We start from the raw sequence: 23,662 nt of genomic DNA, 5'->3' as shown, positions 1-23,662 counted from the left end.
CGGGCGACGCGGACAGGAGTTCTCTGTTGTCCGGATTTGCCGTGAGCTCAGGCGCGCGCAAGCCTTGCGCGGAGCGGAGCTGGACGGGGGGGGGCGCGCACAGCTTGCGCGCGTCTTCATGTCTTCCCACGCGCACAGGTACTGGCCTGGGGCTTGCTGAAGAGTTCCCGCCGGGCCGGAATGGCCAGGCTCGCGGTCCAGTTCATGTCCCCGGCGGAGTCCTTGGACTCGCGGGAGGTGACCCCTGGGCGGCGTGCCGAGCCGATACGATGCGGGGGAGGAAGTTCCTGCTCTCAGGCGTTCAGCGCGGATAGGCTCGCACCCCAGGACTCATGGCGGAAACCTTGTTCGAGGAATTGAAGCGGTATGTGGGGTTCAGCTCGGTCGACGAGCAGGCTCTCGTGACCTTGCACGCCACCGCGAAGCCCCACTTCCCGCGCTTCGCTCGCGTCTTCTACGACCGCATCCTGGAGCATGAGAGGGCCCGGCAGGCGCTCGAAGGGGGAGAGAGCCAGGTGGGCCACCTGCGCGGCACCCTGCAGGTGTGGATGGACCAGCTCCTCCGCGGCCCCTGGGACGAGGCCTACTACGCGCTGCGCTGCCGCATTGGCCGCATGCACGTGCGCATCGCGTTGCCACAGCACTACATGTTCGGCGCGATGAACGTCCTGCGGCAGGAGTTCAACAGCCACATCGACGCCACCTACCTGGATCAGCCCGTGGCGCTCCGGGCGGCCCGCTCCGCGTTGGGGAAGATTCTGGACCTGGAGCTGGCCATCATGCTCCACACGTACCGGGAGGACCTGCTGGCGCAGCAGGCGCGCAGCGAGCGGCTGTCGACGTTTGGCCAGCTGGTGGGCTCCATCGGCCACGAGCTGCGCAATCCGCTGGGCGTCATCGAGACGTCGCTCTACATCCTCCGTGGCCGCCCGGGGGCCGTGGACGAGCGCACGACGAAGCACCTGGACCGCATTGGCGACCAGGTGGGCATCGCCAACCGCATCGTCTCCGACCTGCTGGACATGATTCGGGACCGACCCCTGCACTGGCAGGAGGTCTGGCTGGACGAGGTCTGGCAGGAGGCGCTCAAGGCCGTGCAGCGGCCCGACACGGTCACCGTGAGCGCGGAGGGCCTGACCTCATTGCCCGCGGTGCAGGGAGACGCGGGGCAGCTGCGCCAGGTGTTCGTGAACCTGCTCGACAATGCCGTCCAGGCCTTGGAGGAGACGGGCGGGACGGTGTCGCTGTCCGCCGCCACGAGCGAGCCGGGGATGGTGGAGCTGGTGCTGGAGGACTCCGGGCCGGGCGTCAGCGACGTCATCCGCCGCCGCCTCTTCGAGCCGCTGATGACGACGAAGGCGCGCGGCATCGGGCTCGGGCTCCCGCTGGTCAAGCGCATCCTGGAGCGGCATGGGGGGGGCATCGCGTATGCCCCCCGTCCCGGTGCGGGGGCGCGCTTCGTGATTCGGCTTTCCCTCATCGCTTCGGAGGAGACGCGTGCGCCAATACCTCCTGCTGGATGACAACCGGGCGTTCGCGGAGAACCTCGCGGAGATCCTCCGTGACGCCGGGGACGCGGCCACCGTCGTCACCAGCGGCGACGAGGCCGTGCGGCTGGCCCGCACCACGCGCTTCGACGCCCTGCTGACGGACATGCGCATGCCCGGCATGAGCGGCGCGGATGCCGTGCACCACCTCCGCCGCGTGGACCCGGGCCTGGCCGCGGTGGTCATCACCGCGTACCCACGCCAGGACGATTTGGAGACGGCCCGGCGGGAAGGACTGCTCGCGGTGCTGCCCAAGCCCGTGCCCATCCCCACGTTGGTGGAGCTGCTGTCCGGTGCTCGCCGGGATGGGCTGGTGGTGCTGGTGGAGGACGACCCGGCGCTGAGCGACAACCTCGCCGAGCTGCTGCGCGGGCGCGGCTTCTCCTGTGTGACGGCGGCCTCGGTGCTGGACGCGGACCGCATCCTCTGTGTGCGCCCCTTCGCGGCGCTGGTGGACCTGCGCGTTCCCGGTGGGCCGGATGGCGAGGCCCTGCGCCGGCTTCGCGCGCGTTATCCGCGCCTGCCCACGTTCGTCATCACCGCCTATCCCGACGCGGCCCCGCTCGATGGGGCCACAGGCGTCTTCTCCAAACCCTTCGACCCGGGCGCGCTGCTGGAGGTGCTGGAGACGGCGCACGCGGCACGCCCCACCCACGCCTCATGAGCGAGCCCACCCCTCCGTCCCTTCCGTCCGTCCTGGTGGTGGATGACAACGCGGCCTTCCTGGACAACTTGGAGGAGCTGCTCGGGGACGCGGGCTACGCCGTCCGAGGTGCGTCCAGCTGCAAGGCGGCGCACGCGCGGGCCCGCGAGGGCTTCGACGTGGCCCTGGTGGACCTGCGCCTGCCGGACGGAGATGGGACGGCGCTGGCCGCCGAGCTGAAGGCCGCCTCGCCGGACTCGGAGGTGGTGCTGCTCACGGGCTTCGCCACGCTGGAGACGGCGGTGGCCGCGGTGCGGGCGGGCGCGTGTGCATATCTGATGAAGCCGTGCGCGCCGCAGGAGCTGCTGCTGACGTTGGAGCAGGCGATGCGGCAGGTGCGTCTGCACGCGGAGAAGCGCGAGCTGGCACGGCGCGCCCAGGTGACGGAGAAGCTGGCGGCGGTGGGGACGATGACAGCGGGCCTGTCCCACGAGATCCGCAACCCACTGAACGCGGCGGCGCTCCAGCTCTCCGTGCTCGAGCGGCGGCTGCGGCGGCTGCCAGACGGACAGCAGGCGCCCTTGCTGGAGCCCCTGCTGTTGGTGCGTGATGAGATCCGCCGCCTGGACCACGTCCTGGAGGACTTCCTCCAGTTCGCGCGGCCTCGCGAGTTTCGTCCCGCCGCCGTGGATGTGAACGAGCTGCTGCGGCGGGTGGTGGACCTGCTGAGCGGACAGGCCGCGTCCCGCAAGGTGTCGCTGGAGCTCACGCCGCGCGAGGCGCCGGTGTCGTCGGTGGCGGGCGAGGAGGAGCGGCTGCGTCAGGTGCTCATCAACCTGTGCCTCAACGCGCTGGAGGCCACGCCCGCGGGGGGCCGCGTGACGCTGTCCGCGGGGCACGAGGGCGGGCGCGTGTGGCTCACCGTGGACGACAGCGGCCCGGGCGTTCCCCAGGAGGTCCGGGATCGCATCTTCGAGCCCTTCTTCACCACGAAGGCCCAGGGCTCGGGGCTGGGGCTGTCCATCGTCCATGCCATCGTCACGCAGCATGGCGGTTCGCTGGAGGTGGACACGGCGCCCGGTGGGGGCGCCCGCTTCATCCTCCGGCTGCCGCTGGCGGGGTAGGGCCCGTCAGCGGCAGGCGGGACGCTACCGCTGCGCCGTCGGGCTGTGGAACTCGAAGGCGTCGCAGTCGTCGCACGTCCGTGGGGCCGCGGCGCCCACCACGTCGGAGAGGTCGAGCCCCGCGAGCTGTCGGGACTCGCTCGTTCCGCCACCCGGATCCTTCGTGAACCAGATGTCGAAGACGTAGCGCACGGCCACGGGCTTCCCGTTGAGCGTGGCGGGCTCGTAGCGCCAGGTGGAGAGCGTGCGGATGACGCCTTCCTCCAGGCCCCGCAGACCCTGGATGGGCTGGCACTCGGTGACGGAGCCCTGCGCGGTGATGATGCAGCGGGCCACCACCGCGCCCTTGGGGAAGCCCCCGAAGTGGGACTGAATCCCGTAGGCGATGTTGGGGAGGTGGATGCGCTCGCCCGAGAGGAACCGGGGCGGGGTGATGCCGGGTCGGAGCGTCTTGACGGGGGCCGACGCCTTCATGGCCTTGTAGACGGTGTCGAACGCGGACGCCCGTGAAGGAGCGGGCGCGGAGACGACCACCCGGGGCAGCTCGGCGGCGTGTTCATCGGCGTGCGCGGAGGCGGCCTCGGCCAGGGCGGCCTCGGGTGACTCCAGGGGGGCCTCGAGCAGGACGGGCGAGGCCGGCTCCCCGTCGAGCGAGTAGGGCACGCGCGACAGCTCCGTGCGGGCAATCGTCGCCGTGTCCGGGATGAGCAGGGGCGCGGGCTTCGTGGAGCGGGCCCTCGCCGCGGGTGCTCGCTCCGCCTTCGCCGCCGCCTTCGGGCGCTCGACGGGCGCGGGGGCCTGCCGGGCCTGGGCGGAGAAGGTCGCCGGGGCCACGAGCAGGTGGTGCATGGGCAGGGGGCTGGACAGGCGCTGCCTCGTGCCGGGTGTTGCCTCCACGAGGAGGGACGGCGCGTTCACAGGCTCCGTGGCATGGGCCGTCTCCGGCAACTGCGACGACCCCAGGGCCACGGCGAGCACGGCGCTGCCCAGCCCGCTGGCGAGTCGCCAGGACCGGCGCGGCGTCATTCCCTCGGACACGGACAGCAGGCGGCGCACGCGCATCAGCAGCGAGCCGTCGCTGACGCCCAGGGCGGGGTGAGGTGAAGGGGCCAGGCGCAGCTCCTCGATGTGGGCCAGGGCGCGGGCGTAGAGCAGCGCATCTCCACAGCACTGGACGGCCAGGTCATCCGCGCAGTGCTCACGCTCCTCGCGGATGCGGTGGGACAGCCACCAGACGGCCGGGTGGTAGAAGAGGAGCGTTTCGACGAAGGACTGGAGGAGGTTGACCAGGTAGTCGTGGCGCCGGATGTGGGCCAGCTCATGGGCGAGGATGGCCTCCAGCTGCGCGGAGGACAGCCCGGTGAGGGCACCCGCCGGCACCAGGATGAGGGGGCGCCACAGGCCGATGACCATGGGCACGTCGACGCGGGCCGAGGCCAGCAGGCGCACGGTCCGGGAGAGTTGGACGTGGCGCAACGCACGCGTCAGCGCCTCGCGCCAGGGGGCGGAGGGGGCCTGCGTCTCCTGCCGGGCCAGCCGGTGGGTGATGACCCACGCGACCACGGTCCGGGCCGACAGGAGGAAAACGCCGCAGCACCACGCCGGCAGCAGCCAGGGCCGGAGCACCTCCGTCCAGTGCGTCGCCGCCAGGGACGCGGTCTCCGTCGTGACCACGGTCAGCATGCTGGGCTGGGCCAGGGAGTCGAAGGCGCCGAACGTCACGGCGCGCGAGGCCTCCGCCAGCGCCTTCAGGAACGTCACCACGGGCAGCACGGCCATGGCCACCAGCCCCAGGCACGCGGTGGCGTAGCGCGTCCGCGCGGCGCGCTGCGGCGTCAGGGCCAGGATACCCGCGACAGCCAGGGCCACCGCCGCGCCCTGCCACAGGAAGCCGAGCAGGGCCTGTTCCAAGGCGTGGAGATAACGCGCGTCCATCACATCCCCCGCTTTTCGTGTGCGTCGAGCAGCCTGCGAATCTCCGCCAGCTCCTCGGCGGAAGCGCGCTTCATGGACAGCGCCTGGGCCACGACCGACGTGGCCGACCCCCCGAAGGCCCGGTCCATCAAGTCGCGCAGGAGGTCGCGCTGGGTGCGCGTCTCGCTGATGGCGGCTTCATAGACATGGGTCCGCTCGCTCTCGTCACGCTGGACGATGCCTTTCTCCGTCATGTTCTGGAGGAGCTTGAGGACCGTGGTGTAGCCGGTGTCCTTGTCCTGGGTGCCGCGGAGCAGCTCGTGCACCTGCCGGACGGTGCTGGGGCCCTGCTTCCAGAGCACACGGAGGATGGCCAGCTCGGCACGCGTCGGCTGCGGGAGGGCGTGGGTGGTCATCTCGCGGAGTATTACGACGGCCGTCGTAAGAGTCAACGACGGCCGTCGTAGATGTCCGGTCCTGGAAGGCCTTGCCCAAAGCCGCTACGACTCCGCGGCCAGGTCATCCGCCTCGTCGGCCAAGGCCTTCAGCGGCGCGCCGCCCGGCGTGCCGTACTCCTTGAGCCGGTACTGAATCTTCCGCACGCTGATGCCCAGCACCTCGGCGGCCCGTGACGTGGAGCCCTGCACCATCTCCAGCGTGCGCAGGATGGCCTCGCGTTCAATCGCCGCCAGCGTGGCGCCCGGGATGAGCGCCCCCGTGGACGTCCCGTGCGGCCGAGGCCCCCGCAGCACGGGCGGCAGGTCATCCGTGCTCAGCTCTTGCTCCTGCGCCAGCACCACCGCGCGCTCGATGGCGTTCTCCAGCTCGCGGATGTTGCCCGGCCAGTCATGGGACAGCAGCGCCTGGAGCGTCCCGGGCGCCAGGCCCCGCACCTGCTTGCCGTACGAATCGCTGTACTTCTCCAGGAAGTGGTTCACCAGCGCGGGGACGTCGCTCTTGCGGTCCCTCAGCGGCGGCAGCGTCACGCTCACCACGTTGAGCCGGTAGTAGAGGTCCTCGCGGAACCGGCCCGCCTTCACCTCGGCCACCAGGTCCCGGTGCGTGGCCGCGACGATGCGCACGTCCACCTTCAGCGTCTGGGTGCCACCCACGCGCTCGAACTCACGCTGCTGGAGCACGCGCAGCAGCTTCACCTGCACGGCGGGGGAGATTTCTCCAATCTCGTCCAGGAACAGCGTGCCGCCGTCCGCCAGCTCGAAGCGGCCCTCCTTCCGGGCCAGCGCCCCGGTGAATGAGCCCTTCTCGTGACCGAACAGCTCGCTCTCCAACAGGTTCTCCGACAGGGCCGCGCAGTGCACCCGGATGAAGGGCTTGTCCTTGCGTGGCGACTCCTGGTGCAGGGCCTGGGCAATCAACTCCTTGCCCGTGCCCGACTCTCCCAGGATGAGCACCGTGGCGCGCGTGCCCGCCGTCCGGCGGATGACGTCGTAGATGCCCTGGAGTTGGGGCGACTCACCGATGATGTCGTGGAAGCGGCGGACGCGCGAGCGCACCTGATCTCTCAGGGCCTCGGCCTCCTGGCGCAGGCTGCGCTTCTCCAGCGCCTTGCCCAGGGTGACGAGCACCTGGTCCGCGTCCAGCGGCTTGAGCAGGAAGTTGTCCGCGCCGGACTTCATGGCCTCCACGGCCGTCTCCACGCTGGCGAACGCCGTCATCATCACGAAGGTGGCGTCGCTGCCCTGCTCGCGCGCCGTCTTCAGCAGCGTGAGGCCGTCCATCTGCGGCATGCGCACGTCGGTGAGCACCACCGCGGGGGAGAACTCGCCGATGCGGACCAGGGCCTCGGCGCCGTTGGCGGCCTCGGCCACATCGTAGCCTTCCTCATTCAGGATGGTGGCAATCGCCCGGCGGGCATTGTCCTCATCGTCGACGACCAGGATGCGTTGTGGGGACATGGGGGAGGTGGAGCCTTTGCTGTCAGGTCAGGATGCGGGGGCCATCGCGGCGGGCACGCTTCGCCCGCTGCTACGAGCGTGCCACGCCTCGACCACCGGTTCGATGCGCGGAGTGATGTTGATGACGGAGCTGGGGAAGCAGTGCGCGGGGAGCTCGGTGAAGATGAGGCGGACGGCCTCCGCGTCGGCCTCGGTGGCCACGGCCACGTGGGGGCGCACGATGAGGTCGGTGAGGTGCGGCGGCCCGTCCACGCCAGACACCACGCGGGCCACCGCGGAGCTTTGGTAGAAGAGCACGCGCACGTCCGCCTCCCGCGCGTGTTCCAGGAACGCCAGCAGGGTGCGCCCCTCCACCGCGCCCACGAGCAGGGCCTCCGGGGACCAGGGGCCCACGGCCACCGCGTCCTGTCCGGTCAGCGGCTGGCCAATGGGCACGGGCGGCGCTCGGTCGCTCGTCAGCACGGCGCCGCGCGCTCCTTGCCAATAGAGGCGCGTTTCGTATTCAGTGATGGTCACGTTCGTCACGAGCTCACCTCCGCCGAAGCCTGAGCAGGCAGTGCCCCTTCAACGCGCATGCCGCGCGACTGCTTCTTCCGGGACGCCGCGTTCGTACCGTGGTGCCGGCCAGGCGGGGAGAGAAACTCATGGCAGTCCAAAGAGGCGCAACACGGCCGGTCCCGAGAGGCTCACCAGCAGACAGCCGCCCAACATCAGGGGAACCCCCAACTTCATCAGCTCTGAGGAGGCCAGGCCTTCGCCCACCGCCATCGCGTTGGGCGGGGTGCTGATGACGAAGGGCATGCCCAGCGAGCATCCCAGGGCCACGAGGACCGGCGTCGACGCGGCGGGATGCAGCTGCGTGGCCAGGGGGATGAGGAGCGCCGCGGTCCCCGTGTTGCTCATCAGCGCGGACAGCACCGCCGCCGCGGCCACCAATATCGCCAGTTGCACCGGCACCGGCCAGCCCGCGAGGTCCGCGCTGGCCAGCGCGCGAGCGATGAGCCCGGAGTGCTCCAGCAGCCGGCCCAGGGCGATGCCGCCGGCGATGAGGAGCAGCGTGGCCCAGTCCAACCGGCCCAGGTCCTCTCGCCTCAGCAGGCCGCTGCCGAAGAGCAGCGCGGTGGCGGCCAGCGCCACCACGGGCGCGGGCACGCCGTGGAGCGGCTCCGTCAGCCAGGCCACCACGCACGCCGCGCTCACCCAGAGCACGCGGCGTCCTGGGCGCGCCAGGGGCACGGGCGCCTCGGTGGGCAGCGTCAGGCTGCCGCCCACGCGGAAGCGCAGCAGCACCAGTCCGAAGCCCACCAGCAGCAGGAGCAGCGTGAGCGGCAGGGCGAAGGACATCCACTTCGCGAAGGTGACTTGCGCATGCCCGGACGCGGCGGATACGGCGAGCGCATTGGGACCGCTGCCCATGGGCGTGGCGATGCCGCCGACGTTGGCGCCCAGGGCCACGCCCAGCAGCAGCGCGGGCCGCAGCGGCGCGCCAGCGGGCATCGCCTGGAGCAGGGGACGCAGCGCGGCCAGCATCATCGCCGCCGCGGCCACGTTGGACATCCACATGGAGAGGAAGGCCACGCCCGCCATCACCCACAGCACCAGCCGCCGCGGCCGTCCACCCGACAGCCGCATCACGTGCCGCGCCACCGAGGCGTCCAGGCCGTGCCGCATGGCGGCCACTTCCAGCGTGAAGCCACCCAGGAACAGGATGAGCACCGGGTCCGCGCACCACGCGAGCACGGACGGCAATTGGTAGGCGCGGTCCAACGGCCCCAGGAGGACGGGCGTGGCGCCCAGCAGCAGCAGCGTGGGCACGAAGGACGGCACCACCTCTGTCAGCCAGAGCACCAGACACGCACCGCCGATGAGCACCGTGCGCGTGGCCACCGGCCCCTCGACGCCGAGGAGCGCCACCAGCGCCACCCCCGCGAGCCCGGCCAGCGCGAACGCATGCCGGGACGCGGAGACGCCGGGGGGAGTCGCGGAGAGGGGCGCCTCGGCGGAGGCCGCTCCGGCCAGGGGAGTGGTGGACATGGGATGGCTGGGGGAGCGCGCGCCAGGCGGAGCGGGGACGTGGGGCCGCCGCTCACGCGCTGGCAGCGACGTCAGGTGTATTCGGCGGCCAGCTCCCGGCGGTCCTGCTCTCCGATGAGGTGCTGGGCGTAGCGGACCAGGTCCGCCTCGGTGAGGAGGCCCTGGAGGACGCCGCCCTCATCCACCACGGGCAGGCAGCCGTACTTGTGATCGAGCATCAGCGTCACCGCCCGGCGCAGCGGCGTGTCCGGACGCACCGTCTGCACGTCGCGCGTCATGATGTCCGCGGCCCAGAGCGGCTGCGCGGCAGGATCCGTGGCGTGGTTTGCGGCGGCGCGCAGCAGGTCTCGGTGGGTGATGAGGCCCACCAGCTTCTCTTGCCGTACCACCGGCAGGTGCCGGATGCGGTGCAGCCGGAGCAGCTCGTCCGCCTTGGCCAGGTTCTGCGTTTCCTTGAGCGTGACGACGTCACGGGTCATCAGCTCTCCGACAATCTGCATGGCGGTGCTCCTGGCGGGTGGAAGACGTCTACCGTCCCTTCTTTACTGCATCTACTGCATCTCTGGGGCCAACCGGTCTACCCCAGGGAACGGTGTTTCCTGGCCTGGGGCCGCGCAAGGTTTGCGTGGAGGCTCGTCGCTCCGCAGACATTGCGCGGTCGACAAGCGCTTGGGCCCGCGGCCGGGTTGAAGCCGGCCTCGCTGTGCGCTAGATGCTCACCCTGTCGCTAGGGGTGCCCCGGAAGGGGCTGAGACGGCCGTGGTTCCGGCCAACCCTTGGAACCTGAACCGGTTCGTACCGGCGGAGGGAAGCGGCCCGGGAGGCTTGCCGCCCTCCGAGCGTCTGCCCGTCCGCCCTCTGAAGAGGAGATGCGTGATGAGCGGAGCGTCCAGAAGCCTGAAGGTCGACGGGAAGGTGCTGGAGGGAGTCAGCCGGGGCCCGCTGCCAGCCTCGCGCAAGGTGTACGTGTCCGGCGTGCTGCACCCGGAGCTGCGCGTGCCCCTGCGCGAAATCAGCCAGACGCCCACGCGCCACGGCCATGGGCCGGACGCGAAGGAGACGGCCAATCCGCCCGTGCACGTCTACGACTCCAGCGGGCCGTACACGGACCCGGCGGCCGAACTCGACCTGCGGCAGGGCCTGCCCGCGCTGCGCGAGTCCTGGATTCTAAGCCGCAACGACACCGAAGCGCTGTCCGGGGTGAGCTCCGAATACGGCCGCGCCCGTGAAGTGGATCCGCGCCTGGCGGGGCTGCGCTTCGCCCACCGCCGCGCGCCGCGCGTGGCGCGGTCCGGTGCCAACGTCACGCAGCTGCACTACGCGCGCAAGGGCATCATCACCCCGGAGATGGAGTACGTGGCGCTGCGGGAGAACCTCCAGGTGGAGGCCGCGCTCGCCGCCCAGCACCCGGGCCAGTCCTGGGGCGCGGCGATTCCGCGCATGATGACGCCCGAGTTCGTTCGAGACGAAATCGCGCGCGGCCGCGCCATCATCCCGGCCAACATCAATCACCCGGAGCTGGAGCCGATGATCATCGGCCGCAACTTCCTGGTGAAGATCAACGCCAACATCGGCAACTCGGCCGTCACGTCTTCCATCGAGGAGGAGGTGGAGAAGATGGTGTGGTCCATCCGCTGGGGCGCGGACACGGTGATGGACCTGTCCACGGGCCGCAACATCCATGAGACGCGCGAGTGGATTCTCCGCAACGCCCCGGTGCCCATCGGCACCGTGCCCATCTACCAGGCGCTGGAGAAGGTGGGCGGCAAGGCGGAGGACCTCACGTGGGAGCTGTACCGCGACACGCTCATCGAGCAGTGCGAGCAGGGCGTGGACTACTTCACCATCCACGCGGGCGTGCTGCTGCGCTACGTGCCGTGGACGGCGAAGCGCCTCACCGGCATCGTCAGCCGCGGCGGCTCCATCATGGCCAAGTGGTGCCTGGCCCACCACCGGGAGAACTTCCTCTACACGCACTTCGAGGAGATCTGCGAAATCATGAAGGCGTACGACGTCAGCTTCAGCCTGGGAGACGGGCTGCGGCCGGGCTCCATCGCGGACGCCAACGACGCGGCGCAGTTCGGCGAGCTGGAGACGCTGGGCGAGCTGACCAAGGTCGCCTGGAAGCACGACGTGCAGGTGATGATTGAAGGCCCGGGCCACGTGCCCATGCACCTCATCCAGGAGAACATGACGAAGCAGCTGGCCGTGTGCGGCGAGGCGCCGTTCTACACGCTGGGGCCGCTCACGACGGACATCGCGCCGGGCTACGACCACTTCACCAGCGGCATCGGCGCGGCGATGATTGGCTGGTTCGGCACGGCGATGCTCTGCTACGTGACGCCCAAGGAGCACCTGGGCCTGCCCGACCGGGACGACGTGAAGGAAGGCGTCATCACGTACAAGATCGCCGCCCACGCCGCGGACCTGGCCAAGGGACATCCAGGGGCCCAGGCCCGGGACAACGCGCTGTCCAAGGCCCGCTTCGAGTTCCGCTGGGAGGACCAGTTCAGCCTGTCGCTGGACCCCGAGCGCGCCCGCGCCTTCCACGACGAGACACTGCCGGCGGAGGGCGCGAAGGTGGCCCACTTCTGCTCCATGTGCGGTCCGCAGTTCTGCTCCATGAAGATCACGCAGGAGGTGCGCGACTTCGCGGAGAAGCAGGGCATGAGCGACGACGCCGCGCTCCAGGCCTCGCTCGAGGAGAAGAGCGAGGAATTCAAGAAGGCGGGGAGCCAGTTGTACCGCTAGGCGGGCGACCCGTCAGATCACCTGTCCTGGACGTGACAATCAGCGCGGGTGCGTGTCATGGTGAACCCCAAAGGGCGCGGTGTGCGCGCCCGAGACATCTTTGGAGGGGATTTTCAATGGAGACTCCGCCGCAGGAGCAAATGGGTTCGTTCATCAGTGGCACGCCGATGCCGACCCAGGATGAGAAGACGATGGGCCTGCTCGCTCACATGGGCACCATCCTGGCCAACTTCGTGGGCCTGGGCTTCGCCGTGCCGCTGGTGTTGATGCTGACGAAGGGCAAGGAGTCCTCCTTCGTCCGCGCTCACGCCGTGGAGTCACTGAACTTCCAGATCACGGTGTTCATCGCGGCCTTCGTCAGCGCCATCACCGTGTGCATCGGCATTGGCGCCGTCCTGCTGCCCATCGTCGGCATCGTGGCCATCGTCTTCGCCATCATCGCGGGCCTGAAGGCGAACGAGGGCCAGCTCTACAAGTACCCGGTCAACATCCGACTGGTGAAGTAGCGCGCCGCTTCGGGCCCAGCGGACACGGGCCAGGAACACTCGGGCGGGCCAGGCGCGAAGGCGCGGGCCCGCCCGTCGTTTTTTCAGCCGCCGATGCCCATCATGGACAGCAGCGTGGCGCCGTTGCCGGGCTCGGTGAAGCGGTGGCCCTCCGGCTTGTCACCCAGCGCCCGGCGGATGGCCACCGCCAGCTCCTCGTCGCTGGCGCCGCCGCGGATGAGCTGGTGCAGCGGCGCCTGCGCCCGGCCGCCCAGGCAGCTGCGCAAGTCGCCGTTGGACGCCACGCGCACGCGGTTGCAGCTGCCGCAGAAGTTCTGGGTGAGCGGGGAGATGAAGCCCACGCGGCCCCCGGGCGCGCGCCAGTAACGGGCCGGTCCGGCGGCGTCGCCCGTGTCATCGGGCTCGGGCTCCAGCGGCAGGCCCGAGGCCTGGAGCCGCTCCACCAGCTCCGCGGTGGGCACCGGCGTGCCCTGGCCAAAAGGCATCAGCTCGATGAAGCGGGGCGTGACGCCGCGCGCGTGCGCATAGGTGACCAGGGCGGGGGCTTCCGCGTCATTCACGCCGCGCATGACGACGACGTTGAGCTTGAGGGACGCGTAGCCGGCGCCCGCCGCCGCGTCCAGGCCTCGCAGCACCGCGTCGAAATCCCCCTGCTTGGAGATGCGGCGGAACGTCTCCGCCAAGAGGGTGTCCAGGCTCAGGTTGAGCTGGGTGACGCCCGCCTCGCGCAGGGGGCGGGCGAGCCGCTCCAGGTGGCTGGCATTGCTGGTGATGGCCAGGTGCTGGATGCCGGGCACCGCGGAGATGCGCCGGGCGATGTCCAGGATGTCCGGGCGGATCAACGGCTCGCCGCCGGTGAGCCGCACGCGGCGGATGCCCATGCGGGCGAAGACGGAGGTGATGCGCTCCAGCTCCTCGGGGCCCAGCAGGTCCCGCTTGCCGCCCCACGAGGCGGGCGAGCAGTAGTTGCACCGGAAGTTGCACCGGTCGGTGATGCTCAGCCGCAGGTACGTCATCCGCCGCCCCTGCGCGTCCAGCAGGGGCGGCGCCAGCACGGAAGGCGGAGGCTGGAGGGTGGGGGCGGTCATCTCATCCAGCCAGGCTCACCCCTTGTTGCCAGCCGCCGAACGAACGACGCCCGGCTTGGGCGCGTCATCGTCGCTGGCGGGGTGGCCGGGCACGGCGGCGTCCACGTCGTCGTCCAGGTCCGTGAGCCGGGCCAGCTCCGCCTCGGCGTCATGGGCGTCCTGCTCGGCCTGTGGGAGCTGGAGCTTCTTCAGCGCCATCTCCTGCTTGATGCGGATCAGCCCCTCCTCGCCAATGTCGAGGAACGCCCGGACGACCTCCGGATCGAACTGCGTGTTGGCGCAGCGTTTGATCTCCTGGATGGCGTTGGTGAACGTCGTCCCCTTGCGGTACGGCCGGTCGCTCGTCATCGCGTCCAGCGTGTCCGCCACGGCGAAGATGCGCGCGCCAATGTGGATTTCGTGCCGCTGGAGGTTGCGCGGATAGCCGGCGCCGTCCCAGCGCTCCTGGTGCGACAGGACGATGGAGGCGGGCGTGTCCAGGAACGGAATGGCCTGGATCATCTGGAAGCCGATGTCCGGGTGCTTGCGCATCTCCAGCCACTCGTCCGGCGTGAGCTTGCCGGGCTTGAGCAGCACCGCGTCCGGCACGCCAATCTTCCCGATGTCGTGCAGCAGCGCGCCGCGTCCAATCTCCTCCATCTCCTTGCCCTGGATGCCCATGCGCTGCGCGATGGCGGACGTGTAACTGACCACGCGCTGGGAGTGGTCGCTCGTCTCGTGCTCGCGCGCGTCCAGGGCGGCCACCAGGGCCAGCAGCGTGTTCTGGTACGTGTTGGCGATGTCGCGCAGGGCGCTGCGCAGCTCCGCCGTCCTGTCCCGGACCTTGCGCTCCAGCTTCTTCTGGTAGCGCTTGCGGGCCATCTCGATGCGGCGCTTGGCCAGCGCCCGCTCAATGGCCCGGATGAGGTCCGTGAGCTTGGGGGGCTTGAGCAGGTAGTCCACCGCGCCACGGCGCAGGCAGTCCACGGCGGACTCGGTGTCACCGTAGCCCGTGAGCATGATGACGGAGGTGTCGGGGAGCCGCTCGCGGAGATTCTCCAGGAGCCAGAGGCCGTCCTTGCCCGGCATCTTCATGTCGCTGATGACGAGCGGAGTCTCCTCCTCGCCCGCCAGGTCCAGGGCCATCTCGGCCCCGTTGGCGACGACGCAGTTGTAGCCTTCCTCACGCAGCAGGACGGAGATGACGTCGCGTACGGAGTCGTCATCGTCGACGATGAGGATTCGGGGTGGGGCAGGGGGGATGGCTTCCACGGCGAGCGATTCTAGAGGTTTCCGGGTTTCATTGGCCAACGACTACGGGAATTTACCATCGGATCAGGCTCCACGGCTGAGCGAACGGGCGGCCTGGCGAGGGGACGGCCCCTGGCGGCAGGTGGGACAGGCAGTCACAGCGCCCCGTCCGCCCCCGACCCTTCACGTCGGGTGGCCTCAGGTGCGGGGCAGGGTGGGCGCGCGGTCGTACCGGAAGGGGGCCAGGTCCACCGAGGGCCGCTCACCTAGCACGGCCTGTGCGACGAGCTTCGCGGTGATGGGGGCCAGGAGGATGCCGTTGCGGAAGTGGCCCGTGGCCAGGAAGAGGCCGGGGAAGGGGCCTTCGCCCAGGAAGGGCCGCTGGTCCTCCGTCCAAGGTCGGAAGCCCGCCCACGTCTCCGTCACGGGCGCCGAGCCCAGCTCCGGGCACAGCTCCAGGGCCATGTCGAGGATGCGCGCCAGCCCCGCCGCGGTCACCTGCTTGTCGAAGCCCACCAGCTCCATGGTGCTGCCCGCGATGACCCGGCCGTCCGCGCGCGGCACCAGGTAGCCCTTCTCGGACGTGACGACGCGGTCCAGCAGGGGCAGCCGTGTCTGGAATTGAACCATCTGCCCGCGCGCGGGCCGCACCGCTCGGGCGTCCACGCCGGCGCCGTGGACCAGGGCGGACCAGGAGCCCGCGGCCAGCACCACCGCGTCGGCGCGCAGCAGCTCGCCGTCCAGGTCCACGCCCACCGCGCGGCCCCCTTCCCGCACCACGCCGCGCACGTAGCCGCCGCGGAACTCCGCGCCCACCCGGGCGGCGGCCATCGTCAGGGCGCGCACCAGGAGCCGGTTGTCCAGCTGATGGTCGTCCGGGAAGTGCGCGGCGCCCACGGCCTTCGCGGACAGGCGTGGCTCCAGCTCGCGGGCCGCGGCGCCGTCGAGCAGCTCGGCCCGCAGGCCCATGCCGCGCTGCCATGCCACCGTGGCGTCCAGGGGGGGCAGGCTGGCCTCGTTGAACGCGACCTTGAGGATGCCGCAGGGCCGGTAGGCCACGTCCACGCCGGACAGCTCACGCAGCTCGGCGGCGAAGGCGGGGTAGAGGCCGCGGCTGCGGAGGCACAGCTCCAGGAAGGGGCCCGGACCGTCGGACTCCATCTGGGGCGCGAGCATCCCCGCCGCCGCGCTGGAGGCCTCCGCGCCTGGAATGGAGCGCTCCAGCACGACGACGCGAACGCCGGCCTGCCGCAGCCGCAGCGCGATGCCGCAGCCCATGATGCCCCCACCCACGATGATGACGTCCGCGACTCGCATGGGCGCTTCCTGCTCGCCCGCGAGGGTGTTTGCAAGCGTCGCGCGGGCTCCACCCCGGGCCCGGTTGACGGCGCGGCGGTTTGTCGTTACTCATACGGCGATGCTCTCCGCGTCCCTTCACCATCACCATGCGCATCATCGGCTCGGCCCCGACGGGACCGTTCGCCATGCGCATGCCTGGGTGAGACGCTAGACGCACCCACCACGGCACCTGCCGCAGCGACCGAAGGCCCGTCCCCCCAGGACGGGCCTTTTTTCGTTTCCGCGTCGTTGTCTCCTCGCAGTCTTGAAGGTTCCCCATGCTGCTGAAGATTGCTCTGCCCAACAAAGGCCGCCTCTCGGACGAAGTACGGGAGTTGTTCAATGACGCGGGCCTGGAGGTGCGGGCCCGGGGTGAGCGCGCGCTCACCGCGTCCCTGGGCGGAGAGTTCGAGGCCATCTTCGTCCGCGCCCAGGACATCCCGGAGTTCGTGGCGGATGGCGCCGCGCACGCGGGCGTCACCGGTTGGGACCTGGTGTGCGAGTCCGGGCGCGAGCTGGACCTGCTGATGGACCTGGAGTTCGGCAGGTGCCGCCTGGTGGTGGCGGCGCGGGAGGAGGGCGGCTTCGCCTCGCCGGAGGACGTGAAGGAGGGCATGCGGGTCGCGTCCTGCTTCCCCCGGTTGACGCAGGAGTACTTCGCCCGGCGGGGGCAGCGGGTGGCGGTGGTGCCTGTGTCGGGCGCGGCGGAGATCGCGCCCCACCTGGGCATCGCGGACATCGTCGTGGACCTGACGTCCACCGGCTCCACGCTGAAGATGAATGGCCTGCGCGAGGTGGCCACGGTGCTGGAGTCCAGCGCGCGGCTGGTGGCGTGCAAGGGCAATCTGGTGGACGCGCAGCGGAAGCTGGACGAGCTGAAGCAGGCGCTGGGCTCGGTGCTGGCGGCGCGCGGCAAGCGCTACCTGATGGCCAACGTGCCAAGGGGCTCGCTCGTCCGGGTGCGCGAGGTCCTCCCGGGCCTCAACGGCCCCACCGTGGTGAACGTGCTGGACGGCGGCGACTTCGTGGCCGTGCACGCGGTGGTGCCGGCGAAGAGCATCTACCGCACCATCAACGCGCTGAAGGCCCTGGGCTGTGAGGGCATCCTCGTCACCCGCATTGAAAGGTTGATGGCGTGATGGCCGCCCTTGCTTCGTCGACCCTGAGGTACCGCGGTCCTTTGTCCTCGCTCGCTCGGGAGGACTTCCGGCGCCTGCTGGACCGGGCGAGTGGCTCCGATGCCCGCGTCGCGCTGCGCGTGCGAGAGCTCATCGCCCGCGTGCGCGCGGAGGGAGACCAGGCGCTCTTCGAACTCGCGCGGCAGCTCGACCGCGTGGAGCTGACGGCGCTGGAGGTGCCGCGAGACGTCTGTGCCGCGGCGCTCGCCGGATTGGAGCCATCGGTCAGAGACGCGCTGGCCCGGGCGGCTCGCAACATCGCCCTGGCGCACGCGCCGCAGAGGCCACAGTTGGTGGAGGTGGAAACGGAGCCTGGCGTGCTCGTGGGCCGGCGGCCGGATCCGCTGGGCCGCGTGGGGGTGTATGCCCCGGGAGGCCGCGCGGTGTACCCCAGCAGCGTCCTGATGGGCGTGGTGCCCGCGAAGGTGGCGGGCGTGGGTGAGGTCATCGTGTGCTCGCCGCCGGGGCCCGATGGCTTGCCACACCCCAGCGTGCTGGCGGCGGCATCCCTGGCGGGCGCGGACCGCGTCTTCTCGCTGGGCGGCGCGGGTGCGGTGGCGGCCATGGCCTATGGCACGGAGAGCGTGCCGCGCGTGGACCGCATCGTGGGGCCGGGCAATGCCTACGTGGCCGAGGCCAAGCTGCAGGTGGTGGGCGCGGTGGCGATTGAAGCGCCCGCGGGCCCCAGTGAAATCCTGGTCGTGGCCGACGACACGGCGAACCCGGCCGCGGTGGCGCGAGAGATGTTGGCCCAGGCAGAGCATGATCCGGAGGCGGCCTGCGTCACGCTGGCGCTGGGCGACGCGTTGGCGGACGCCATCGCCGCGGAGGTGGAGCGACAGGCCGAGCGCGCGAGGCGGTGGGAGATTGTCACCTCGGCCCTGGGCTCGCGCGGCGCGGTGTTGACGGTGGCGTCCCTGGAGGAAGCCTGGCCCTTCGTGGCGGACTTCGCGCCGGAGCACCTGCTCATCGCCACCGCGACGGCGCAGGACGACCTGGGACGGGTGCGCAACGCGGGCACCGTCTTCCTGGGAGAGCGTTCGTCAGTGGCCTACGGCGACTACATGACGGGCTCCAACCACGTGTTGCCCACGGCGGGGTTGGCGCGGGCCTACTCGGGGCTCAACCTGCTCGACTTCTACCGGTGGACCACCTACCAGCGCGTCACGGCGGCGGCGGCGGCGGCGCTGGCGGAGGACGTGGGGCGGCTGGCTGACAGTGAAGGCCTCTTCGCGCACGCGGACGCCGCGCGCGCCTGGAGGCGGCCATGATTCCCAGGCGGGCTTCGTATCGGGACATTCCGCTGTACGCGCCTTCGAAGCGGCCGTGCCGGGTGGACCTGAGTGACAACACCAACCTCTTTGGTGTGCCGCCCTCCGTGGAGCGGGTGCTTGTCTCCACCGCGTCCCGCGTCCCGCGCTATCCCCCGGGCTATGCGCCGGAGCTGCGCCGGGCGCTGGCGGCGTCCATTGGCGCGGCGCCCGACGAGATAACGACGGGCTGCGGCTCGGATGACGTCATCGACTCGGCGCTGCGCGCCTTCCTGGAGCCCGGGGACACGCTGGCGTTCCAGGACCCGACCTTCGTCATGGTGCCGCTGTTCGCCAAGGTGAACGGGCTCAAGGCCGTGCCCGTCCCGCTGAAGCCGGACTTCGACGTGGACGCGGACGCGCTGCTCGCCACGGGGGCGAAGGTCATCTACCTGTGCTCGCCCAACAACCCCACAGGCACCGCGCTGTCGCGGGCGGCGGTGGAGCGTGTCGCCGAGGACGCGCCCGGCATCGTCATCATCGATGAGGCCTATGCGGACTTCGCGCCGGGGAAGGCCTTCCTCGACCTGGCGCGACGGCGGCCGAATGTGCTGGTGACGCGCACCTTCTCCAAGGCCTTTGGGCTGGCGGGGCTGCGGGTGGGGTGGGGCGCCGGCTCGCCCGAGCTGGTGTCGGAGGTCGAGAAGGCTCGCGGACCCTACAAGCTCACCAGCGTCGCGGAGGCGGTGGCCGTCTCGGTGCTGAACGATGACGCGCAGTGGGTGCGAGCCCGTGCGGAGGAGGCCGTCGCCTGTCGCGAGCGGCTGCGCGGCGCGCTGGTGTCGCTGGGCCTGTCGCCGCTGCCATCGGAGGCCAACTTCCTGATGGTGCCGCTTCCGGGCGCGCTGGCCGTGGCGGAGCGGATGCGGGAGCGGGACGTGAATGTGCGGGCGTTCCAGTCGCTGACGGGCGTGGGCGACGCGCTCCGAGTCGGTGTGGGGCCCTGGCCGTTGATGGAGACAGCGCTGGCGGCGCTGCGGGAGGCGTTGCGATGAGAGTCACCTTGTTCGACTACGGCGCGGGCAACCTCCACTCGCTGGCCAAGGCCCTGGCCACGGTGCCGGGCGCGGAGGTGCGCGTACAGGAGGACCCCTTGCGCGCGCTGGACACCGACGTCCTGGTGCTGCCGGGGGTGGGCGCCTTCGGGGCGGCGGTGGCGCGGCTCGAGCCGGCGCGTGAAGCCATGCGAGCGGCACTGGAGCAGGGCCTGCCGTGCCTGGGCATCTGCCTGGGCATGCAGTTGCTCTTCGAAGGCAGTGACGAAGGCGCGGGCGCCGGCCTGGGCTACTTCGCGGGCCGGGTGACGCGGCTGACGGCGAAGCGCGTGCCAGAGATTGGGTGGAATCAGGTCGACGAAGAACGCACGCTGGCGGGAGCGCGGCTGGACACCGTGTACTACGCGCACAGCTTCGTCTGCCGCGCCGCGGATGCTTCGGTGGTGACGGGGTGGACGACGCACGAGCAGGACCGCTTCCCGGCGGCGGTGCGAAGGGGGAGGGTGGTGGGCGTGCAGTTCCACCCGGAGAAGTCCTCCACGGCGGGCGTGCGCTTCGTCCAGGCTTTCTTGCGGGAGGTGACGTCGTGATTGCGATTCCCGCCATCGACCTGCGCGAGGGCGCGTGCGTCCAACTCGTGGGCGGCTCGTATGCGGCGGAGAAGGTCCGGGTGGAGGACCCGCTGGAGGCGCTGAAGCAATGGCGCAGCCACGGCTTCCGCGCGTTCCATGTCGTGGACCTGGACGCGGCGCTGGGCAAGGGCTCCAACTCGGACGCCATCTTCCAGCTGACGGCCTACGAGCGCGGGCTCACCTTCTCGGTGGGCGGCGGCGTGCGTGATTCCGACCGGGTGGAGGCCGTCCTGGCAGGCGGCGCCGAGTTCGTGGTGGTGGGGACTCGCGCCATCGAAGACGCCGCCTGGCTGGCGGACATCGCGAACCGCTTTCCCGACCGGGTCGTCGTCGCCGCGGACGTGAAGGGGCGCGAGGTGGTGACGCGAGGCTGGACGGCGGGGAGCCACCGCGACATCCGCGAGGTGCTGGCGTCCTTCGAGCCCTTGCCGCTGGGGGGCCTGCTCGTGACGGCGGTCCACAAGGAGGGGCAGCTGTCGGGCGTGGACCTGCCGCTGATGCGGGAGGTGGCGAGCACCAGCCGGCACCGCCTGTACGCGTCGGGTGGCGTGACGACGATGGAGGACCTGAGGGCCCTGGCGGAAGCGGGCGCCTACGGGGCCGTCATTGGCATGGCGTTGTACACCGGAAGACTGGATGCGAGCGCAGTCGCTCAGGAGTTCGCGGGATGACCACTGTCATTCGGGAGACGAAGGAGACGCAGGTTCGGGTGGAGTTGTCGCCGGGCAAGGGCGTCACGAACGTGGACACGGGGCTGAAGTTCTTCGACCACATGCTGGCCACCTTCGCGCGCTACGCGGGGTTGGACCTCACGCTGCATGCGCGGGGGGACCTCACGCACCATGTGATGGAGGACGTGGCGATAACCCTGGGCACTGCGGTGCAGCAGGTGATTCCGGCCACGGCCGCGCGCTTCGCCGAGCGCACCATTCCCATGGACGACGCGCTGGTGCAGGCCTGCCTGGATGCAGGGGGACGCTTCTATTACCAGGGCCCGTTGAAGAACCGGCTCTACGAGCACTGGATGCGCTCGTTCAGCGAGCACGCCCGGGTGACGCTGCACCTGCGGGTGCTGCGCGGAAAAGACAGCCACCACGCGACGGAGGCGGCCTTCAAGGCGCTGGGGCTGGCGCTGCGGGATGCCATGGTGGATTCGGGCACGGTGTTCAGCATGAAGGGCGCCGTGTCCCTGGAGGTGAAGTGATGCTCACGCGACGGCTCGTCGTCTGTCTGGACGTGAAGGGCGGACGCGTGGTGAAGGGCGTCCAGTTCGAGGGACTTCGCGACGTGGGTGACCCGGTGGAGCTGGCCCGGCGCTACGAAGCGGAGGGCGCGGATGAGGTGACGTTCCTGGACATCTCCGCCAGCGCCGAGGAGCGGGACACGTTGTGGGAGTTGGTGCGGCGCACCGCCGAGCAGCTCTTCATCCCCCTGGCGGTCGGCGGCGGGGTTCGCACGGTGGAGGACGTGGGCCGGGCGCTGCGCGCGGGCGCGGACAAGGTGAGCATCAACTCCGCGGCGGTGGCCAATCCGGCGCTGCTCACCGCCTGCGCGGAGCGCTTCGGCGCACAGTGCGTGGTGGCCAGCATCGACGCGAAGCGAGACGGCGACCGCTGGCGCGTCTACACCCATGGCGGCAGGAGGCCCACGGACCTGGACGCGGTGGCCTGGGCGCGTGAGTGCGTGGCGCGAGGGGCCGGGGAAGTGCTCCTCACCAGCATCGACCGGGATGGCGCGCGGACGGGCTATGACCTGTCGCTGACGCGGGCCGTGTCGGAGGCGGTGGCTGTGCCAGTCATCGCCTCGGGCGGCGCGGGCAGCGCGGCGCACGTCCGGGAGGCGTTCCAGGAGGGCGGCGCTGACGCGGCCTTGGTCGCGGGCATCCTGCACGACGGCCTCACCACGGTGGGGGACATCAAGGCGCTGCTCCGCGAGGGCGGCCTTCACATTCGGAGCGTGGCATGACGGACTCGGGAACCCTGATGCAGGCCGCCGCCGAGGTGGCGCGGCTCGCGGGTGACGTGGCGTTGGGCTTCTTCCGCGGTGGCGTCGCGGTGGACACGAAGTCGGACGGCTCTCCGGTGACGGTGGCGGACCGCACGGCGGAGTCCCGTGCGCGCGAGTGGCTGGAGGCGCGCTTCCCCCAGGACGGCATCCTGGGCGAGGAGTTCGGCGAGACGCGGCCGGGCGCGAAGCGCCGGTGGATTCTGGACCCCATCGACGGGACGAAGACGTTCATCCGCGGTGTCCCGCTGTGGGGCACGCTGGTGGCGCTGGCGGAAGGCGAGCGCATCCTCGTGGGGGCCGCGTACTTCCCCGCGGTGCGTGAGCTGCTGGTGGCGGCGCCGGGGCAGGGCTGCTTCTGGAATGACCGGCGCGCGGCCGTGTCCACGCAGGCGGAGCTGTCCAAGGCGGTGGTGCTGTCCACGGATGCGCGCTTCCCGGTGTACCCGGAGCGCGGGGCCGCCTGGCGCGCGCTCGCGCGGGACGCGGCCGTGGACCGCACCTGGGGGGACTGTTACGGCTACCTGCTGGTGGCCACCGGGCGCGCGGAGGTCATGGTGGATGAGCTGCTGTCCCCCTGGGATGGCGCGGCCTTGCAGCCCATCATCGAGGAAGCTGGCGGTGTGTTCACCGACTGGACGGGCCGGCGGACCGCGTTCGGCGGAAACGGTATCGCCACCAACGCGGCCATGGCACGCGTGGTGCGGGAACGGCTCGGCGCCGTGGAGACACGTTGATGCTCGACCTGGACGCGCTCGACTTCGCGAAGGGCAACGGACTGGTGACGGTCGTCACGCAGGACGCGAGCACGGGTGACGTGTTGATGGTGGCGCATGCCGACCGGGAAGCCCTGGCGCGCACGCTGGCCACCGGAGAGATGCACTACCGGTCGCGCACGCGCGGCCTGTGGCACAAGGGCGCATCCAGTGGAAACGTCCAGCGCGTGGTGGCGCTCCGCGCCGACTGTGACGGTGACGCGGTGCTCGCGCGCGTGGAGAAGGCGGGCCCCGCATGTCACACGGGGACGGAGACCTGCTTCGGGCCTGGCCGCTGGGATGCGCTGAGCGCGTTGGATGACACCCTCGCCCGGCGCGCCGCACCCGTGGACCCGCCCGATGATGCGCCCCCGAGCTACACGCGCCGCCTGCTGGAGGACCGCAACCTGCGCTTGAAGAAGCTGGGCGAGGAGGCCGCGGAGTTGGTGACCGCGTGCGCGGACGCGGATCCATCACGCGCCGCGGAGGAAGCGGCGGACGTGCTCTACCACGTGCTCGTCGCCGTCCGGCCGCTGGGCCTCTCGCTCGACGACGTGAAGGCGGTGCTCGCCAAACGCGCTTCGCGCTGATTCACCTCTCATGTCCGCTTCACGACAATATCCGGCGAATCCTGGAGATGACGCAGGCGTATACGTGTTTTCCCTGAGTGTCGGTGTCGGTGCGGTTGAATTTGTCC

23 protein-coding genes and 1 riboswitch are annotated in these 23,662 nt (G+C 70.8%); of the genes, 14 read left to right on the top strand and 9 right to left on the bottom strand.

What is annotated here, in order from left to right; all coding sequences use genetic code 11:
* Positions 1 to 332 precede the first annotated feature (332 nt).
* From HV826_RS00455 to HV826_RS00445, 3 genes are read left to right on the top strand one after another with little or no spacing between them, the layout of a single operon-like run.
* Positions 333 to 1,523, top strand: a complete 1,191-nt coding sequence (locus HV826_RS00455) for a sensor histidine kinase (protein WP_176415029.1) — start codon at positions 333 to 335, stop codon at positions 1,521 to 1,523.
* Positions 1,498 to 2,211: a response regulator gene (locus HV826_RS00450; protein WP_176415028.1), complete on the top strand. Its 714-nt coding sequence runs from the start codon at positions 1,498 to 1,500 to the stop codon at positions 2,209 to 2,211. The genes HV826_RS00455 and HV826_RS00450 overlap by 26 nt, the downstream gene beginning before the upstream one ends.
* Complete coding sequence (locus tag HV826_RS00445; RefSeq protein WP_176415027.1) at positions 2,208 to 3,314, top strand: sensor histidine kinase; 1,107 nt, start codon at positions 2,208 to 2,210, stop codon at positions 3,312 to 3,314. Before HV826_RS00450 ends, HV826_RS00445 begins: the two co-directional genes overlap by 4 nt.
* Positions 3,315 to 3,338: 24 nt before the next feature.
* Here HV826_RS00445 and HV826_RS00440 read toward each other — a convergent pair whose 3' ends face one another.
* The 6 genes from HV826_RS00440 to HV826_RS00415 form a co-directional block, all read right to left on the bottom strand.
* Complete coding sequence (locus HV826_RS00440; RefSeq protein ID WP_176415026.1) at positions 3,339 to 5,252, bottom strand: M56 family metallopeptidase; 1,914 nt, start codon at positions 5,250 to 5,252, stop codon at positions 3,339 to 3,341.
* A complete protein-coding gene (locus HV826_RS00435; RefSeq protein WP_176415025.1) occupies positions 5,249 to 5,644 on the bottom strand; it encodes a BlaI/MecI/CopY family transcriptional regulator in 396 nt (131 codons plus the stop codon). The genes HV826_RS00440 and HV826_RS00435 overlap by 4 nt, the downstream gene beginning before the upstream one ends.
* Positions 5,645 to 5,728: 84 nt before the next feature.
* Positions 5,729 to 7,144 carry a sigma-54 dependent transcriptional regulator gene (locus HV826_RS00430; protein ID WP_176415024.1) on the bottom strand — a complete coding sequence of 472 codons (1,416 nt, stop codon included), beginning with the start codon at positions 7,142 to 7,144 and terminating at the stop codon, positions 5,729 to 5,731.
* Between the two features lie 27 nt (positions 7,145 to 7,171).
* Positions 7,172 to 7,669 (bottom strand): OsmC family protein, encoded by a 498-nt coding sequence (locus HV826_RS00425; RefSeq protein WP_176415023.1) that lies wholly within the window; start codon positions 7,667 to 7,669, stop codon positions 7,172 to 7,174.
* Between the two features lie 117 nt (positions 7,670 to 7,786).
* Entirely contained in the window at positions 7,787 to 9,178 is a 1,392-nt protein-coding gene (locus tag HV826_RS00420; RefSeq protein ID WP_176415022.1) for a DASS family sodium-coupled anion symporter, read from the bottom strand.
* Between the two features lie 71 nt (positions 9,179 to 9,249).
* On the bottom strand, positions 9,250 to 9,678 hold the full coding sequence (locus HV826_RS00415; protein WP_176415021.1) for a CBS domain-containing protein: 429 nt from the start codon (positions 9,676 to 9,678) through the stop codon (positions 9,250 to 9,252).
* A gap of 219 nt (positions 9,679 to 9,897) precedes the next feature.
* A riboswitch (TPP riboswitch) is annotated at positions 9,898 to 10,005 on the top strand.
* A 49-nt stretch (positions 10,006 to 10,054) separates the two neighbouring features.
* Between HV826_RS00415 and thiC the strand changes: the two genes are divergently transcribed.
* Both thiC and HV826_RS00405 read left to right on the top strand, forming a co-directional pair.
* Positions 10,055 to 11,929 carry a phosphomethylpyrimidine synthase ThiC gene (gene thiC, locus HV826_RS00410; protein ID WP_176415020.1) on the top strand — a complete coding sequence of 625 codons (1,875 nt, stop codon included), beginning with the start codon at positions 10,055 to 10,057 and terminating at the stop codon, positions 11,927 to 11,929.
* Between the two features lie 116 nt (positions 11,930 to 12,045).
* Complete coding sequence (locus HV826_RS00405; RefSeq protein WP_020478852.1) at positions 12,046 to 12,435, top strand: DUF4870 domain-containing protein; 390 nt, start codon at positions 12,046 to 12,048, stop codon at positions 12,433 to 12,435.
* A gap of 83 nt (positions 12,436 to 12,518) precedes the next feature.
* On the opposite strand, the gene moaA is transcribed toward HV826_RS00405, so the two are convergent.
* The 3 genes from moaA to thiO form a co-directional block, all read right to left on the bottom strand.
* Positions 12,519 to 13,523 carry a GTP 3',8-cyclase MoaA gene (gene moaA / locus HV826_RS00400; RefSeq protein ID WP_176415019.1) on the bottom strand — a complete coding sequence of 335 codons (1,005 nt, stop codon included), beginning with the start codon at positions 13,521 to 13,523 and terminating at the stop codon, positions 12,519 to 12,521.
* Between the two features lie 15 nt (positions 13,524 to 13,538).
* The gene (locus HV826_RS00395) at positions 13,539 to 14,774 is read right to left on the bottom strand and encodes an HD-GYP domain-containing protein (RefSeq protein ID WP_163786561.1); all 1,236 of its coding nucleotides are present in this window, start codon (positions 14,772 to 14,774) and stop codon (positions 13,539 to 13,541) included.
* A gap of 177 nt (positions 14,775 to 14,951) precedes the next feature.
* Positions 14,952 to 16,070, bottom strand: coding sequence for a glycine oxidase ThiO (gene thiO, locus HV826_RS00390; protein ID WP_176415018.1), 1,119 nt, complete (start codon positions 16,068 to 16,070; stop codon positions 14,952 to 14,954).
* A 299-nt stretch (positions 16,071 to 16,369) separates the two neighbouring features.
* Between thiO and hisG the strand changes: the two genes are divergently transcribed.
* The 9 genes from hisG to hisIE are packed head-to-tail and all read left to right on the top strand — an operon-like array spanning position 16,370 to position 23,555.
* Positions 16,370 to 17,230, top strand: a complete 861-nt coding sequence (gene hisG / locus HV826_RS00385) for an ATP phosphoribosyltransferase (RefSeq protein WP_176415017.1) — start codon at positions 16,370 to 16,372, stop codon at positions 17,228 to 17,230.
* Positions 17,230 to 18,540, top strand: a complete 1,311-nt coding sequence (gene hisD, locus HV826_RS00380) for a histidinol dehydrogenase (RefSeq protein WP_176415016.1) — start codon at positions 17,230 to 17,232, stop codon at positions 18,538 to 18,540. The genes hisG and hisD overlap by 1 nt, the downstream gene beginning before the upstream one ends.
* Positions 18,537 to 19,574 (top strand): histidinol-phosphate transaminase, encoded by a 1,038-nt coding sequence (locus HV826_RS00375; RefSeq protein WP_176415015.1) that lies wholly within the window; start codon positions 18,537 to 18,539, stop codon positions 19,572 to 19,574. The genes hisD and HV826_RS00375 overlap by 4 nt, the downstream gene beginning before the upstream one ends.
* Positions 19,571 to 20,164, top strand: a complete 594-nt coding sequence (gene hisH / locus HV826_RS00370; RefSeq protein WP_176415014.1) for an imidazole glycerol phosphate synthase subunit HisH — start codon at positions 19,571 to 19,573, stop codon at positions 20,162 to 20,164. The genes HV826_RS00375 and hisH overlap by 4 nt, the downstream gene beginning before the upstream one ends.
* Positions 20,161 to 20,877, top strand: coding sequence for a HisA/HisF-related TIM barrel protein (locus HV826_RS00365; RefSeq protein WP_176415013.1), 717 nt, complete (start codon positions 20,161 to 20,163; stop codon positions 20,875 to 20,877). The genes hisH and HV826_RS00365 overlap by 4 nt, the downstream gene beginning before the upstream one ends.
* On the top strand, positions 20,874 to 21,410 hold the full coding sequence (locus HV826_RS00360) for an imidazoleglycerol-phosphate dehydratase (protein WP_176415012.1): 537 nt from the start codon (positions 20,874 to 20,876) through the stop codon (positions 21,408 to 21,410). Before HV826_RS00365 ends, HV826_RS00360 begins: the two co-directional genes overlap by 4 nt.
* On the top strand, positions 21,407 to 22,171 hold the full coding sequence (gene hisF, locus HV826_RS00355) for an imidazole glycerol phosphate synthase subunit HisF (protein ID WP_368670803.1): 765 nt from the start codon (positions 21,407 to 21,409) through the stop codon (positions 22,169 to 22,171). Before HV826_RS00360 ends, hisF begins: the two co-directional genes overlap by 4 nt.
* Positions 22,168 to 22,947: a histidinol-phosphatase gene (hisN, locus tag HV826_RS00350; RefSeq protein WP_176415010.1), complete on the top strand. Its 780-nt coding sequence runs from the start codon at positions 22,168 to 22,170 to the stop codon at positions 22,945 to 22,947. The genes hisF and hisN overlap by 4 nt, the downstream gene beginning before the upstream one ends.
* Positions 22,947 to 23,555 (top strand): bifunctional phosphoribosyl-AMP cyclohydrolase/phosphoribosyl-ATP diphosphatase HisIE, encoded by a 609-nt coding sequence (hisIE, locus tag HV826_RS00345; RefSeq protein ID WP_176415009.1) that lies wholly within the window; start codon positions 22,947 to 22,949, stop codon positions 23,553 to 23,555. Before hisN ends, hisIE begins: the two co-directional genes overlap by 1 nt.
* Positions 23,556 to 23,662 lie beyond the last annotated feature (107 nt).

It is taken from the genome of Myxococcus sp. AM010 (genome assembly GCF_013372585.1).
Lineage (GTDB): Bacteria > Myxococcota > Myxococcia > Myxococcales > Myxococcaceae > Myxococcus > Myxococcus vastator.
The sequence above is the reverse complement of the archived record's forward strand: the minus strand, read 5'-3'. Positions and strand labels throughout refer to the sequence as shown.

Coding starts and splice junctions, on each gene's coding strand:
- HV826_RS00415 (WP_176415021.1), bottom strand. CDS start 9,678: ATGCAGATTGTCGGAGAGCTGATGACCCGTGACGTCGTCACGCTCAAG.
- HV826_RS00445 (WP_176415027.1), top strand. CDS start 2,208: ATGAGCGAGCCCACCCCTCCGTCCCTTCCGTCCGTCCTGGTGGTGGAT.
- HV826_RS00420 (WP_176415022.1), bottom strand. CDS start 9,178: ATGTCCACCACTCCCCTGGCCGGAGCGGCCTCCGCCGAGGCGCCCCTC.
- HV826_RS00435 (WP_176415025.1), bottom strand. CDS start 5,644: ATGACCACCCACGCCCTCCCGCAGCCGACGCGTGCCGAGCTGGCCATC.
- thiC (WP_176415020.1), top strand. CDS start 10,055: ATGAGCGGAGCGTCCAGAAGCCTGAAGGTCGACGGGAAGGTGCTGGAG.
- moaA (WP_176415019.1), bottom strand. CDS start 13,523: ATGACCGCCCCCACCCTCCAGCCTCCGCCTTCCGTGCTGGCGCCGCCC.
- hisN (WP_176415010.1), top strand. CDS start 22,168: ATGACGGACTCGGGAACCCTGATGCAGGCCGCCGCCGAGGTGGCGCGG.
- hisH (WP_176415014.1), top strand. CDS start 19,571: ATGAGAGTCACCTTGTTCGACTACGGCGCGGGCAACCTCCACTCGCTG.
- hisIE (WP_176415009.1), top strand. CDS start 22,947: ATGCTCGACCTGGACGCGCTCGACTTCGCGAAGGGCAACGGACTGGTG.
- HV826_RS00455 (WP_176415029.1), top strand. CDS start 333: ATGGCGGAAACCTTGTTCGAGGAATTGAAGCGGTATGTGGGGTTCAGC.
- thiO (WP_176415018.1), bottom strand. CDS start 16,070: ATGCGAGTCGCGGACGTCATCATCGTGGGTGGGGGCATCATGGGCTGC.
- HV826_RS00430 (WP_176415024.1), bottom strand. CDS start 7,144: ATGTCCCCACAACGCATCCTGGTCGTCGACGATGAGGACAATGCCCGC.
- HV826_RS00405 (WP_020478852.1), top strand. CDS start 12,046: ATGGAGACTCCGCCGCAGGAGCAAATGGGTTCGTTCATCAGTGGCACG.
- hisG (WP_176415017.1), top strand. CDS start 16,370: ATGCTGCTGAAGATTGCTCTGCCCAACAAAGGCCGCCTCTCGGACGAA.
- HV826_RS00375 (WP_176415015.1), top strand. CDS start 18,537: ATGATTCCCAGGCGGGCTTCGTATCGGGACATTCCGCTGTACGCGCCT.
- hisD (WP_176415016.1), top strand. CDS start 17,230: ATGGCCGCCCTTGCTTCGTCGACCCTGAGGTACCGCGGTCCTTTGTCC.
- HV826_RS00360 (WP_176415012.1), top strand. CDS start 20,874: ATGACCACTGTCATTCGGGAGACGAAGGAGACGCAGGTTCGGGTGGAG.